Source organism: Aquirufa beregesia, from assembly GCF_011090385.1.
In the GTDB taxonomy this organism is placed as follows: domain Bacteria; phylum Bacteroidota; class Bacteroidia; order Cytophagales; family Spirosomataceae; genus Aquirufa; species Aquirufa beregesia.
The window spans coordinates 15,026-28,820 of sequence record NZ_SEWW01000002.1; the positions used below are offsets into that span (position 1 = coordinate 15,026).

A 13,795-nucleotide genomic window follows, 5' to 3' on the forward strand; every position below is an offset into this window, starting at 1 on the left:
TTTATTGAAATGATATATGCACTTACTCGCTTTCTAATTAATGACCCATTTTTGGGGTTCAGCTATTCTATTTACTTATTTTTTTACAAATCTGTACAAGTACGGGGCTTTATTTTGTGCACCTGTAAATTTCTTTTCAAGTCTTTCTAATACCTTCAAATCCAACATTTTCTTTTGAAAATTATTATTGGCAAAATTTCGTTCATATACCGTTTCGTATAGTTCTTGAATCTCCCGCATGGTGAATACTTCTGGAAGTAGATTAAACCCAATCAATTTAGCATCAAAGTTTAGACGCAGCGCTGTTAGGGCCTCTTCTACTATGCTATTATGGTCATGCATTAAGTTTGGGATTTGTTGGATATTGCGCCATTCCAATAACTCATCAAATTCGCGATTTTGTGTGGTTACTTTTTGTATGTCCACTAAGGCATAATAACCTATGCAAACGAATCGATCGGTTAGCCATGAAATAACCTCCTCCGTAAAAATCGTTGCATCATACTGGAGATACCCCAAACGCAATGCTTCATTATACGGACTTTCCACGATTCTCGTCTCATGTCCAAATACTCGAAATTGTTCTAAATAAATATTTTTTAGTGCCGTTCTTTCATATAAAATCCTGCTGGCAGCTTTATCAATCCCTTCTGATTTCTTGATGTATCCCCCAGGAAGCGCCCAAAAATTATCCCCCAATTTCGACTTAGATATCAGGATTTTTAATTCTTTTCCTTCGTAACCAAAAATGACACAATCAATGGACAAATGCGGTAAGTATTGGTCTAAATTAAATTCATTCATACGAGACTCCATTCAAATTTTGTCAATACGAAAATAAGATAATTCAACTAATACCCTCGGTTTAACACCGTCAAATTTTTATTATCTTTTTTTTAGAGAATAAAAAAATGCTTTTATATTTGACACATCAAACATAATAACCATGAAACATCTGTACCGATTCTGTATGAAACCTGCTGTACGACCAGCCTTTATCATCATACTATTATTCAGCGTATTAAGTTATTCATCTTCAGCAGCCATCATGGGTGATACCACGAGCTACATTCATACACTGGATATTCGAAGTGGTAAAATAGACACGCTTACTAGTGTTAAATCGCATGTTGAAGCGCCTAACTGGCACCCAGATAATTATTTGATTCTGAATAGTTATGGAAAACTCTATCGTTTTGATTTAACGAAGCGAAATTTTACTCAAATCAATACGGGTTTTGCCAATGCTTGCAATAATGATCACGGTATATCGCCAGATAAGAATTGGTTAGTGATTAGTCATAATGACAAAAGTGATCCTTCTCCCAAATCCTATAAATCGGCTATTTATGTGCTCCCCGTGCAAGGGGGAACACCTAGACGCATTACCTCAGAGGTGATGTCATTTTGGCATGGATGGACCCCAGATGGGAAAACCTTAGCTTATTGCGGTGAGCGAAATGGTAATTATGATATTTATTCCATTGGGGTTGATGGAGGAAAAGAAACGAGACTTACAGACTCACCAGGTTTAGATGATGGACCCGATTATTCGCCTGATGGCAAGTATATTTATTTTAATTCTTATCGAACGGGTCATATGCAAATATGGAGAATGTTAGCCGATGGGTCTAATCTAGAACAATTAACCTTTGATGTTAATTCGAATTGGTTTGCTCATCCATCTCCAGATAATCAATGGATTGTTTATATTGCCTATACTTCTGATGAAAAGCAAAGTCATCTTTTTGGTAAGCAAGTTAAATTACGACTGATGAATCTTCAAACGAAGGAAATTAAAGACATAAGTCCTGTATTTTATGGAGGACAAGGATCCATCAATGTTCCATCTTGGAGTCCTGATAGTCGAAAAATAGCTTTTGTAAGTTATTCCGTTAACTAATTAAACGATAGATTGAATTGTATGAAAAACGAGACCGCAAATTCACGAAGAAAATTTCTTCAACAAATTGGAGCTACCAGTTTATTAGCTTCTACACCGACTATGGCCACTTTAGGTCTTAGCGCTAATGCTGAAGAGCGAATGTTGAACTATGAGAAGAAAATTACTTCCAATGATAAAATCAGAATTGGGGTCATAGGTTATGGTGTCCAGGGGCATTTTGATTTACGTACGGCACTTAAAGTTCCTGGAGTGGAATTGGGAGGGATCTGTGATTTATATACGGGAAGGATTGAAAATGCGAAGGAACAATTTGGGAAAGAACTTTTCACCACCACTAATTACCAGGATTTATTAGATAAAAAAGACATAGATGCTGTTTTGATATGCACAACTGACGTTTGGCATGCCCGAATAACCGTAGATGCTTTGGCTAAGGGAAAGCACGTGTATTGTGAAAAACCGATGGTCTATAAAATAAGTGAAGGTTATCCCGTCATGGAAGCAGCCAAAAAATCGGGTAAAGTGTTACAAGTGGGTAGTCAGCGGGTAAGTAGTATAGGGTATGCCAAAGCAAAAGAATTAGTAGTAGCAGGTGAAATAGGGGAGCTAAATATGGTGAATGCAGTATATGATAGACAAAGTTCCATTGGTGCTTGGGAATATACGATTCCAAAGGATGCAAATGCGCTTACGACCAATTGGGGGAAATTCATAGAAGCGACAGAGAAAATGGCCTTTGATGCGAAAAAATTCTTTTGGTGGAGAGCATTTAAGGAAGTAGGGACAGGTGTGGCAGGAGATTTATTCATCCATTTGTTGAGTGGCACTCATTTTATGACGAACTCAAAAGGGCCAGAAAATATTTATAGTACGGGTCAATTTAGCTATTGGAAAGATGGTAGAAACCTACCAGATGTTATGTCGGGGGTGTTACAATATCCTAAAAATAAAGATCATGCAGCTTTCTTAATGACGCTTCAAGTTAATTTTATTAGTGGTACAGGTGGACAAGAAACCATACGATTAATTGGTTCAGAGGGTGTCATTGAAGTGAATGGAAATAACATTACTTTGAAACATAGTTTAATGCCGGAGGCACCAGGGTTTGGAGGATATGATTCACTATTTACTTTTTCCAAAAGCATGCAAGAAGAAATGCAAAAAGAATATGATGCTAAGTGGTCGTCAGAGCAAAGAAAAAGAAAAACCAAGGAAGATATTATTTTTAAAGCCCCAGCAGGATATGATGATCATTTAGACCATTTTACCAATTTCTTTGATTCGATTCGTACGGGAAAACCGGTTATAGAAGATGCAGAATTTGGATTTAGAGCGGCAGCCCCAGCTTTATCGTGTAATGAGAGCTTTCTTAAAAAGAAAATCATTCTATGGGACCCTATCAAGATGAAATTAAAATAAGTTTTTTCAAACAAGAATTAAACAAAAAATTCACCCAATAAGGTGAATTTTTTGTTTTGATCGAGGGCTCTTTTTTATCTTCTTGGCCACAGCGCTTCGCTTAGCATATGATGTTGTACACTAATCGATGGTGTAGTTCACGATTAACATCTATGAGAAATTTATGTCTATATTAGGGGGGGAATGATGAAAAGAAATAGGAGTAGGTCCTATTGGCTTCCAAAAAGGCGCCTGCAATGCGCTATGAATTGTGGCATGCTTTTTAGTATTTGATTCAATTTTATCTGCGCATCATTTTAATTTTCTCAGAGAAGATATGGAAGATTTATTGGAGAATTTGTTCTAATTTTAAACCTATTGAATCTCTTTGATTCAATAATGCATGAATGAACAATCCCGTATGAACCATGTTATATTTTCAACAGAATGCTAGAAAATTTGGGAAATCTATCGCCCTTTTGTCTGGTTCTCAAGCATATTCTTATTCTACGCTGATCGATCAAGCCGAAAAAATAGCTGGGCTTTTAGTAGAGGATCAAGCCGACCTGCATCAATCACCTGTGGCCTACATGGTTGAGCCAGGTTTTGCCTATGTTTCTGCTCAATGGGGGATTTGGTTGGCAGGGGGAATTGCTGTTCCTGTGGCACTAGCCCAGCCTGTAGATTCTATCCAATACATCATTCAAGATACGGGAGCAAAGACGTTTATCTGCTCAGCTTGCTTTACATCTCTACTCTCGGATTTTTGTCGAGATGCTGATGTTCGATTGCTTGTTTGGGAAGAAGTACCTGAAACAGCTAGTAAGTCATTACCCGAAATAAACGTCGATAAGGGAGCCATGATATTGTATACAAGTGGTACTACCAGTCTTCCCAAAGGGGTATTAAGCACCCATCATGGAATAGAAAGCCAAATTAGGTCTTTGGTAGAAGCATGGAATTATACGGCCGATGATCACACGCTTTGTGTGCTGCCTTTGCACCATATTCATGGGATTATTAATGTGATTTCTGCGACTTTATACGTGGGAGGAAAAGTAGAATTTTTGCCTCAGTTCTCGCCGGAGGAGATTTTTGCTCGATTTAAGCAAGGAGCATTGAATGTGTTTATGGCTGTTCCAACGATTTATTTCAAATTAATAGCCTATTTGGAATCCTTGCCTGAGAGTGAAAGGATCGAACTAAAAACATGTATGCAAGCCTTTCGCTTAATGATATCGGGTTCGGCAGCTTTACCTGTTTCTGTGATGGAAAAATGGGAAATTTTAAGTGGGCAGCGTTTATTAGAAAGATATGGCATGACAGAAATAGGTATGGCCATCAGTAATCCTTATGCTGGAGAGCGTCGGGCTGGGCATGTTGGGATGCCTTTACCGGGAGTACAAGTTAGGATAGTGGACGAGAAAAATAGGATTGTGGAGGGTCAGCCAGGTGAAATCCAAATTAAAGGGCCAACGGTCTTTAAGGAGTATTGGGGAAAGGAGAAAGCAAGTCAAGAAGCATTTACGGAAGACGGGTGGTTCAAGACAGGGGATGTGGCAGAATTAGCGGATGGATATTATCGAATTTTGGGAAGAAACTCCACCGATATCATTAAATCAGGAGGCTATAAATTGTCTGCTTTGGAAATAGAGGAAGTTTTAAGAACACATGCCAGTGTAGAAGACTGTTCTGTAGTAGGTTTGCCTGATGAAGAATGGGGCGAAATTGTGGCGGCCGCAGTTGTGTTGAAAGATAAAAAGAGCAGTCCTGAAGAATTGAATACCTTTATGCGTCAAAAAATGCCTGCTTATCGAGTACCAAGAAAGTACTTATTTCTTTCTGAGTTACCAAGAAATGCGATGGGTAAGGTGACTAAAAACGACTTGAAAGTCCTGTTTACATAAGGGCTTTTAGCGCTAAATAAAAGACACTTGGACAAAGTAAACAGCCCAAACCAGTATAAAAAGTAGCTGTTAATGCTCCATAGGGAACGAGTTTTTGGTCTGTGGCAGCTAAACCAGCAGCTACACCACTGGTAGTTCCCATAAGTCCACCAAAAACCATGGCAGCGTGAGGATTATCTAGTTTAATTTTTGACGCTATTAATGGGGTAAAAACGGTAACGACAATGGCTTTGACTACTCCTGTTGCGACGCTCAATGCAATAACATCTGAGCTGGCTCCTAAAGCAGAACCAGTTACAGGCCCCACGATGAACGTAAGGGTTCCTGCCCCAATGGTGGCTAGACTTTCTGCATCGTGATATCCAAAAGCTAAGCCCACACAAATTCCCACAATAAAGGAGACCCCCAAACCTAAGATCAACGAAATGATACCTGCTTTTCCGGCTTGTATCATCACAGGAAAGCTTACGCCCAAAGCCGTGGAAACGATGCAAAAATCCCTAAACATGGAGCCCCCCACTAATTTAAATCCACTGAACAAGGGGATGTCGGCAATTCCTTTTTCACCTCCAGTAATCATGCCTCCATAATAGGCTAATAATAAACCCAGTAAAATGGCAATGGCGGATCCTGGTATTTTTTTTCGTAAAAGCCTAGTAGAAATTTGTTCGGCTATCAGCATGATGATTGCAATGATGAGAAAACTAGTAATCATACCATTTTTCTCAAAAAAGGAAATGATGTTCATGAATGTGTGGTCTTAATGCTCGAAATAACAGGGACTAGGGCAAATCCAATGATCACAATGAGTGTCCCTGCTACAATGGGAAGTACACCTTTATTAAATGCGAGTAGCGCATTTTGACTGGCCGACATAGCCACGATAACGGGAATGTACATATTGCTCCAAAATCCAATTCCTTCATCAAATTGGGCTTTGACCCATTGCTTTTTTTGAAAATAGTTATGCAAAAGAACCAACAAGAGCATGGCAAATCCCACGCCTCCTACATTGGCTTGAACTCCGATCATTTCACCTAAAAAATCACCAAATAATTGACCTGCTAAATAACTAAAAGCGAGTAAACCTAATCCATAAATGAGCATAATTTCGAGGGCTTAAAAACGAAGATAAGAAATTCCTAGATGACCGTTTACTACATGTTTTGGCTTATTTGAATTGTTGTTATCCAACTTTCGTATTCAGAACATGAGTGAAGCTTATCCTTAGGGCTTTGGGGTGAAAAAGTAGATATTTTACATACTGTTGGTGGTGATTTTGGAGAAGGAAGAAATGAATTTTAAGTAAAGACATGCATCTAATGTAGATGTTTAGTTTAAATACAGGTGGTGATAAAAGTAATTTAAGCTTGTAGCGTCTGGTATTTTTACATTATCTACCTGTTTATCCAATTTAATAATTTCTAAAGAAGAAGAATTAAATGCAGGCCAAGTAGGCAAACCCTTTGCATTGGGATTTCCCAACTTAGCAAAGTTGACCCAATACGAAGACATGGTATTAGCTAAGGCTAGATCTTCTTTTTCCCAAGGTCGATTGACCAAATGAAGTGTATTCAAGGCGTAAGGAACTTCCCCTGTATGAAACGCTTTGAACTTTTTGTATTCTCCATATGCCGGAACTACACGGCTAAAGCGATATACATAAACTGGATGGCCTTGATCACTATGTAGATTTGCCAGAATAAAATTCGGAGCTCCAAAAATCACGTCTCGAGAAAGCCGATTTTGAGAATTGACGGCTATCGAATCATTGTTGGCAGGATAAAATTTTAATAATTCAGAAGCATAATTTCCATACTGTTTTTCAATATCTGCTTTAAAGGCTTCTGCCTTTTTGTAAGGCCCCATCACCAGTCCTTCGTCTTCATTCCAACCTGTCAGCAAAGGGACTTTATTCTGTTTTTTCTCGTTAAAAATACGCTCGATGCTTTCGGGCATAAAATATCCATCTACAATGACTCCACTTCTACTGGAAACTTTTTTGCGTAATTCTTCAGCAGGCATTGCTCGCATTTGATCTAAGGTTTGCAAACCTATGGTTTCCATGGCTTTTTTACCTTGTTCTTCCGATTCTGTTAGACCAACTAAAGCTTGTTTGGATACTAATGGGTTTCTTGGCAGTAAGCCTGCTCCACTTTCAGCAATGGCCTTATGAAATAGTCCCTTAGCTAAAGGAGATGCGACCAAACTAACCACCGCCATAGAACCTGCCGATTGTCCAGCTATGGTCACATTATTGGGATCCCCTCCAAATTGAGCAATATGCTGTTTTACCCATTTTAAGGCCTCTATTTGATCCAAAAGACCGTAATTGCCCGAAGCATGCAGAGGCGATTCTTTGCTTAATTCAGGATGAGCAAAAAATCCAAAAATACCCACACGGTAGTTGATGCTCACATATACAACACCTTGGGCGGCTAATTTTTCTCCATCATAAATGGGAACAGACCCCCCTCCAGAAGAAAAACCGCCCCCATGGATCCAAACCATTACGGGTTTTTTATCTATGGTTTTTTGGGCATCAGTCCAAACATTGAGGTATAAGCAGTCTTCACTTATGGGTTCTTTGGGAATCAAAAATTCTTCTGACCACATATAAAATGGAGCTGGCGGAGCTTGAATAGCACTTGGCCCAAAAGCCTGACACGATTTTACTCCTTCCCAAGCGGCAACAGGTTGGGGAGCTTTCCACCGTAAGTTACCTATGGGAGGAGCCGCAAAGGGAATGCCTTTAAAAGATTTGATTCCACTTTTTTCTGATTTCCCCTGAATGTAACCTGATGTTAATTTTATAGTTAAACCCACAGGTTCATTAGCAAATGTGGCAGGTATTCCAAAGAAATAAGAAAGCAGGAAAATGAAGGAAAGTAGAACAGTTTTTTTCATGTGAATGGTCGGTTTGGTGGTTTAGTGTAATTGAGTTTCTAGTTGTTTGGCTAAATGAGAATTTCCCCATTTCGCGACTTCATGCATTAATGGTAAAAGACTTTGTCCTGCCATGGTTAATTTATATTCCACCCGAGGGGGGAGCTCTTGAAATTCCGTTCGTTCAATCAAAGTCAAGGCTTCCAATTCTTTTAGTTCATTGGATAAAACCTTATTGGATATAGCTGGCATGAGTTGATTGAGTTTACCAAAACGGAGCGACTTATCGCCTAGGCAATTGATGATGATGGGTTTCCATTTTCCACCAATGATGGACATGGTCCGAGTGACGGGGCATTGATAAGGGTTGTCGATAAAACGCATAGAAAAATATTAGTTACTTAGAGGTTACTACTATTCACTTTTTTAGTTACTAAAGTATACCAATGGCCGTAAATTTGTTGAAATATTTATCCAATAGCAATGTTCAACATGAAAAAGAGTTTACTTTTTTTACTATTTATATTCAACACATTTTTGTCCTCTGCCCAAACGGGAAGTATTGAAGTAAGTTCAGGAGGATTTTCCTTTATTCCTGCTTTTACATCCAGAGAACCCAATCTTATTCTTAACGCAGGAACAAATCCACAAAGGAAATTATCAGGTCATATTATGTACATGGTTCGGTTGAAGAGTTTAACTCCTACGGGAATTATATTGATTTCAAGATATAAATTGATCAACAAAAAGTTTAAAGCAATAGCAGGCCTTCATTTACCAGCCATGCAAGTATCTGAAAATTATCAAGTTACTAGCATTTTTGGACAAGAATTAACCTTGTCTTATCCTTTAACTAACAATGTTTTGATGGGGGCCTTTTTCTTGAATGGGAGGGGTAGAAATAATGATTTTAAAGCGACATTTTCTTCAGTTCATGCAAATTACCACAAGAATAAATGGAATTTTTTAACGCAAATGTATTACTTAGATTTAGGGGATTTGACAGGTGTAGCTGAAACGATTTCATATGATATTAATTCTCATTTTCAAGCAAAGGCTTTTGTCAATTTTACACCTAAAGACCAATTTTTTATTAGCACGGTAGGTCTAAAATATTCATTATGAGAGCGAAATATGGTTTGGAATATCAATGATTTAAGCCACTTTACATTATCCCAAAGCTGTAACTTTCATGAAAATATACACCCAAATAGACTTACAAATTGTCGATAAAGGGTTGCGCATAATGACGTTTACCCGTGGCCTTGTATAGGGCATTGGCTAATGCAGCAAATACGGGTGGATACGCAGGTTCTCCCATGCCACTCGGATCAATTTCATTTTTAACAAAATGGATATTCATGGTTTTGGGAGCCTCATTCATGCGTATCATGCGGTAGGTATCAAAATTTTTATGTTGTGGTACGCCTTGTTCCAAAGTCATTTTCCCAAATAAAGCAGAGCCAATTCCATCTATCACGCCCCCTTCCACCATATTCCTGGCCCCCGTAGGATTAATGACAATGCCACAATCGATGGCACAATGCACTTTTTCAATCACAGGCATGCCATCTTTCATGTCCAATTCAATGACATTGGCAGCATAGGAATCATGGCAGAAATAGGCAGAAACGCCCACTTTCTTGGTGGATTTAATGTTTTTCCAATTCGATTTTTCTTGGACCAATTTTAATACACCAGCATATCTTTCAGGTTCATATTCATTGTTTTTGCCAACTGGTTTTTCGGCTGCCCGCTTTAGCAATTCCAAACGAAAATCAATGGGATCTTTACCGGCCAGTTCAGCCACTTCATCCAAGAAAGACTGTTCTGCTGCCGCCATAAAATTGGAGCGTGGTGCTCTGAAAGAACCCACTGTAATATTGGAATCTATGGTCCATTCTTCTGCTAAATAATGATCCACGGCACCAGCTGGAAAGCGGTTGGGATAAAGCGGAGATTCGGGAATTCCCCCTGCTTTCACATGAAAGGCAATCAAATTATTTTGCGCATCTAAACCAGCCTTGTAAGTAGCGGAATAGGTAGAACGATAAACCCCGGAAGTCATATCGTCTTCTCGAGTATATTGTAATTTGACTGGTGCTTGCACTTTTTGAGAAATGAGGGCGGCTTCAATCATCCAATGGGCGTAAGAACGCTTTCCAAACCCTCCGCCTAGTCGGGTCATTTTGATATTGATTTTATCCAAAGGAATACTTATCCGGGCAGAAAGAGATTGTTCCGTTAATTCAGGTTTTTGTATTGGTCCAGCTAAACTGGCAGAGTTCGCTTTCACGTCGGCAAAAAAGTTCATGGGCTCCATGCAATTATGAGCTAAATAGGGCCCATAATAGGTCTTTTCTATAATTTTTGCCGCCTGTTTAAAGGCCGCTTCCACATCTCCATCTTTACGTCTGACCGTAGCAAATGAATCTTTTTTAGCCGACATTTGGGCCACATGCTGGCTGGTGTTTTCCAATCCAGCAGGAATGTTTTCGACCGTTTTACGGCCTAGCATATTCCTATTTTGAGTATAGCTTTTAATCTCCTGCCATTCTACTTGCAAGACTTTTTTGGCTTGCAACACTTCCCAAGTTGAATTTCCTACAATAGCCACAACTTGGTTGAAACTAATGGTATCAAAAAAGGATTTTTCATAACCATCATTAAAGACTTTGATGGGGAAAATATCCTTGATGCCTCGCATTTTACGGGCTTCGGAATCATTAATAGACTTTAACTCCAGACCAAAGGCAGGTGGATGGACAATCATGGCATGGAGCATGCCTTTTACTTGAGTATCAATTCCATACAAAGGCTGACCCGTGACGATCTTTTTTAAGTCTACATTTTGTTTGGATTTCCCAATGATAGAAAAATCTTTGACTGATTTTAATGGAGTATTTTGTGGAACATTGATTTGGGCAGCAAGGCTGGCCAAATCACCATATTTAGCCGATTTGCCACTTTTTTTATGATGTAAAACACCAAGTGAAGTACTTATTTCCTCTACCGGTACTTGCCATTGTTTAGCTGCCGCCTTCATCAACATCCGACGGGCTGTGGCACCTGCTTGTCGGAGTGGCATCCAGCCTTGATGAATTGCTTGGCTTCCACCGATGTATTGTCTTGTAAAATGTTTGGTATCTAAATCTGCTTGAATCACCTGCACTTGTTTCCAATCCACATCCAACTCCTCTGCTACGATCATGGGCATGGAGGTTTTTACTCCTTGACCCCCCTCAGGGTTTGGCGACATGATTTGAATGATATTATCGGAGGTGATTTTTACAAAACCATTTATTTCATGCTGAGTTCCCGGGGCAACTTTAGCGTTATCTCCTGTGGAGGCAAAACTGGAGAAGTAGCTAAAACTTAACATGAATCCACCACTACTCAACGCGGCAGATTGTAGAAAAGATCTACGGTTTAGTTTTTCCATGATATCGAAATGGTTTATAAGGAAGAATCCAAGGTAATCTGATTTTGGGATTAACGCTTAATCTAAACCTTTATTTTTCAAGAAATTATGTAAAAGCTCGGCCATTTCTACATGGTTCAAATCCGAAAAGGGAAAGGGGGTATTTCCTTTGATTCCAATTTCGGGCAGGTGAATCACGGTAACATCACCACCATACTAAATGATGTTGGGACTCTTTTCATGACACAAAGGAAATGATAGGTTAGTTATTGGTATTTAGTTTGGTGAAGGAGAGAGAACCTAGTTTCCAAGCCCCATTTTGTTTCACGTAAACTTCTGTTACTTCAAATGGATTGGTCACTTCATTCCCACCTACTACTGCCAGTAAAGTTATTCGATTCAATAAAATGGCTGTAGAATCAATAATATTAACAGAAATAGAATGGATATCGGCTTTTTTATAATGAATCATACCGCCTTTGATGATGTTAATTTCACGGTCTTTTCCCCAGCTTCCTCCCATGTGGACAAAAACGGATTTTTCATGGAAAAGTTGGCTTAACTTATCAGCTTCTTTATCGGCCATCCATTGCCATTTATCTTTGGAAAGTTGAATAATCTCCTGGTCGGCAGATGAAGTTTGAGCCATCATCTCCACGCTAGCGGTTAGGATGAAAAGGAAAGAAAATAAGGCTTTTTTCATGGTATGTGTTTTAAAATTAAGGGGTATATAAGGATGATTAATGTTTGATTTGATGCGTGTCTCGTACGCTACTGAATGTTAAAGCTAACAGCTTCCAATCTTGACCATTTTTTTGGTAGACCTCTGTTACTGTAAATTCTGTAATGGCAACTTGTTCCCTTACCACCGCATCTAAAGTTATACGATTCCAGACAATGGCGGTATTACCAAAAAGCTCAACCGCTGTATCTTTTACCGTGGCTTTTTTATACCAAATTCTACCCGTTTTGATGATATCAAGTTCTTCCTCTTTTTTCCAAGTACCACTCATGTGCACAAATTTGGATTTAGTATCAAATAAGGCATCTAATTTAGTGCCATCTTTGTCTGACATCCATTGCCATTTGTCATTGGAAAGTTGGATAAGCGCTTGCTTTTCATTGCTTTGTTGGGCCAAACCCAATTGAATGAAAAATAAGGTAAATACGAAAGTTAAGATAGTCGATTTCATATGTCTAATGAGGTATAATTTTAAGTGTAAATTTTAAACAAATGTCCTATTATTATTTTTTACACAAGTAGATAAACTACTGAATTTTCTACCATTTTTACTCATTCATATTATAGGGAGAATCAGCTATAAGTGAAATAGTTACATTTGGAACAAATTTGAAAATCATGGAAAAAGTAATTGACCTTAACCAAATTAGCGAGTATAATGCGGCCAATAATCATACCACACTTCACCCTTTAGTGAGTGTCATAGATTTTTCTAAAGCGAACGTACGTGATTGGGGGAAGTCGATAACTCGTGTCAAATTTCAATATGGCCTGTATTGTATTTATTTGAAAGATGTCAAATGTGGAGATATTGTGTACGGTCGACATACCTATGATTACCAAGCTGGAACATTAGTCTTTTTTGCCCCTGGTCAAGTATCCGAATTTGAGATTCCAGGAGAGCCTTACCAGCCTAAAGGTTATGGTCTGGTTTTTCATCCTGATTTGATTCTTGGAACTGCACTAGCCAAGGCTATCCCTTTATATCATTTTTTTAGTTATAAATCCAACGAAGCTTTGCACATTTCGGATGCTGAAAGACAGGTTGTATTGGATTGTCTAGCCAAGATTGAATTTGAATTGAATCAAGCAGTGGATAAACACAGCAAGAAATTGATAACAGCTAATATTGAATTGTTTTTGAATTATTGCGAACGCTTTTATGACCGCCAATTTATTTCTAGAGAACATGTCAATCAAGGTGTTTTGTCCAAATTTGAAGACTTATTAAATACCTATTTCTTGTCGGAGAAGCCACAAATAGTAGGTCTGCCGTCTGTAGCATATTTTGCTGATGAACTACATCTTTCTCCCAATTATTTTGGGGATTTAATTAAAAAAGAAACAGGAAAATCGGTGAAGGAATTGATTCAGAATAAATTAATTGATGTAGCCAAAGAACGCATTTTTGATGGGGGAAAATCCATCAACGAAATTGCCCATGATTTAGGGTTTAAATATCCACAGCATTTTACAAGGGTCTTTAAACAACACGTAGGAAATACACCTTTGCAATTCCGCCATCTGAATTAATC

The 13,795-nt window shown here is 38.6% G+C and carries 13 protein-coding genes; 5 read left to right on the top strand and 8 right to left on the bottom strand.

What is annotated here, in order from left to right; genetic code table 11:
- Positions 1-75: 75 nt before the first annotated feature.
- Complete coding sequence (locus EWU23_RS03920; protein ID WP_166229079.1) at positions 76-804, bottom strand: NUDIX hydrolase; 729 nt, start codon at positions 802-804, stop codon at positions 76-78.
- A gap of 142 nt (positions 805-946) precedes the next feature.
- Here EWU23_RS03920 and EWU23_RS03925 point away from each other — a divergent pair, with 142 nt between their 5' ends.
- The 3 genes from EWU23_RS03925 (at position 947) to EWU23_RS03935 (ending at position 5,211) form a co-directional block, all read left to right on the top strand.
- Complete coding sequence (locus EWU23_RS03925) at positions 947-1,903, top strand: TolB family protein (protein ID WP_166229081.1); 957 nt, start codon at positions 947-949, stop codon at positions 1,901-1,903.
- A 21-nt stretch (positions 1,904-1,924) separates the two neighbouring features.
- Positions 1,925-3,325 (top strand): Gfo/Idh/MocA family protein, encoded by a 1,401-nt coding sequence (locus EWU23_RS03930; RefSeq protein ID WP_166229083.1) that lies wholly within the window; start codon positions 1,925-1,927, stop codon positions 3,323-3,325.
- A 407-nt stretch (positions 3,326-3,732) separates the two neighbouring features.
- Complete coding sequence (locus EWU23_RS03935) at positions 3,733-5,211, top strand: acyl-CoA synthetase (protein ID WP_166229085.1); 1,479 nt, start codon at positions 3,733-3,735, stop codon at positions 5,209-5,211.
- On the opposite strand, the gene madM is transcribed toward EWU23_RS03935, so the two are convergent.
- The 4 genes from madM to EWU23_RS03955 form a co-directional block, all read right to left on the bottom strand.
- Positions 5,204-5,959, bottom strand: coding sequence for a malonate transporter subunit MadM (gene madM / locus EWU23_RS03940; RefSeq protein ID WP_166229087.1), 756 nt, complete (start codon positions 5,957-5,959; stop codon positions 5,204-5,206). The two genes, EWU23_RS03935 and madM, sit on opposite strands and share 8 nt — an antisense overlap.
- Positions 5,956-6,318: a malonate transporter subunit MadL gene (gene madL, locus EWU23_RS03945; RefSeq protein ID WP_166229089.1), complete on the bottom strand. Its 363-nt coding sequence runs from the start codon at positions 6,316-6,318 to the stop codon at positions 5,956-5,958. Before madL ends, madM begins: the two co-directional genes overlap by 4 nt.
- A gap of 225 nt (positions 6,319-6,543) precedes the next feature.
- Positions 6,544-8,118, bottom strand: a complete 1,575-nt coding sequence (locus tag EWU23_RS03950) for a carboxylesterase/lipase family protein (protein ID WP_166229091.1) — start codon at positions 8,116-8,118, stop codon at positions 6,544-6,546.
- A 21-nt stretch (positions 8,119-8,139) separates the two neighbouring features.
- A complete protein-coding gene (locus tag EWU23_RS03955; RefSeq protein ID WP_166229093.1) occupies positions 8,140-8,481 on the bottom strand; it encodes a winged helix-turn-helix transcriptional regulator in 342 nt (113 codons plus the stop codon).
- A gap of 108 nt (positions 8,482-8,589) precedes the next feature.
- Between EWU23_RS03955 and EWU23_RS03960 the strand changes: the two genes are divergently transcribed.
- The gene (locus EWU23_RS03960) at positions 8,590-9,222 is read left to right on the top strand and encodes a hypothetical protein (protein ID WP_166229095.1); all 633 of its coding nucleotides are present in this window, start codon (positions 8,590-8,592) and stop codon (positions 9,220-9,222) included.
- Between the two features lie 91 nt (positions 9,223-9,313).
- On the opposite strand, the gene EWU23_RS03965 is transcribed toward EWU23_RS03960, so the two are convergent.
- The 3 genes from EWU23_RS03965 to EWU23_RS03980 all read right to left on the bottom strand — a co-directional run bounded on the left by EWU23_RS03965 (position 9,314) and on the right by EWU23_RS03980 (position 12,711).
- Positions 9,314-11,539: a xanthine dehydrogenase family protein molybdopterin-binding subunit gene (locus EWU23_RS03965; protein ID WP_166229097.1), complete on the bottom strand. Its 2,226-nt coding sequence runs from the start codon at positions 11,537-11,539 to the stop codon at positions 9,314-9,316.
- Between the two features lie 241 nt (positions 11,540-11,780).
- Positions 11,781-12,221 carry a nuclear transport factor 2 family protein gene (locus EWU23_RS03975; protein WP_166229099.1) on the bottom strand — a complete coding sequence of 147 codons (441 nt, stop codon included), beginning with the start codon at positions 12,219-12,221 and terminating at the stop codon, positions 11,781-11,783.
- A 37-nt stretch (positions 12,222-12,258) separates the two neighbouring features.
- Entirely contained in the window at positions 12,259-12,711 is a 453-nt protein-coding gene (locus EWU23_RS03980) for a nuclear transport factor 2 family protein (RefSeq protein WP_166229101.1), read from the bottom strand.
- 167 nt (positions 12,712-12,878) lie between these two features.
- Here EWU23_RS03980 and EWU23_RS03985 point away from each other — a divergent pair, with 167 nt between their 5' ends.
- Positions 12,879-13,793: a helix-turn-helix domain-containing protein gene (locus tag EWU23_RS03985; RefSeq protein WP_166229103.1), complete on the top strand. Its 915-nt coding sequence runs from the start codon at positions 12,879-12,881 to the stop codon at positions 13,791-13,793.
- The last annotated feature ends 2 nt before the right edge of the window (positions 13,794-13,795 follow it).

Bases quoted from the DNA above. Each gene is read 5' to 3' on its own strand.
- EWU23_RS03955 (WP_166229093.1), bottom strand. From the start codon at position 8,481: ATGCGTTTTATCGACAACCCTTATCAATGCCCCGTCACTCGGACCATG.
- EWU23_RS03930 (WP_166229083.1), top strand. From the start codon at position 1,925: ATGAAAAACGAGACCGCAAATTCACGAAGAAAATTTCTTCAACAAATT.
- EWU23_RS03925 (WP_166229081.1), top strand. From the start codon at position 947: ATGAAACATCTGTACCGATTCTGTATGAAACCTGCTGTACGACCAGCC.
- madL (WP_166229089.1), bottom strand. From the start codon at position 6,318: ATGCTCATTTATGGATTAGGTTTACTCGCTTTTAGTTATTTAGCAGGT.
- EWU23_RS03975 (WP_166229099.1), bottom strand. From the start codon at position 12,221: ATGAAAAAAGCCTTATTTTCTTTCCTTTTCATCCTAACCGCTAGCGTG.
- madM (WP_166229087.1), bottom strand. From the start codon at position 5,959: ATGAACATCATTTCCTTTTTTGAGAAAAATGGTATGATTACTAGTTTT.
- EWU23_RS03965 (WP_166229097.1), bottom strand. From the start codon at position 11,539: ATGGAAAAACTAAACCGTAGATCTTTTCTACAATCTGCCGCGTTGAGT.
- EWU23_RS03935 (WP_166229085.1), top strand. From the start codon at position 3,733: ATGTTATATTTTCAACAGAATGCTAGAAAATTTGGGAAATCTATCGCC.
- EWU23_RS03920 (WP_166229079.1), bottom strand. From the start codon at position 804: ATGAATGAATTTAATTTAGACCAATACTTACCGCATTTGTCCATTGAT.
- EWU23_RS03980 (WP_166229101.1), bottom strand. From the start codon at position 12,711: ATGAAATCGACTATCTTAACTTTCGTATTTACCTTATTTTTCATTCAA.
- EWU23_RS03960 (WP_166229095.1), top strand. From the start codon at position 8,590: ATGAAAAAGAGTTTACTTTTTTTACTATTTATATTCAACACATTTTTG.
- EWU23_RS03985 (WP_166229103.1), top strand. From the start codon at position 12,879: ATGGAAAAAGTAATTGACCTTAACCAAATTAGCGAGTATAATGCGGCC.
- EWU23_RS03950 (WP_166229091.1), bottom strand. From the start codon at position 8,118: ATGAAAAAAACTGTTCTACTTTCCTTCATTTTCCTGCTTTCTTATTTC.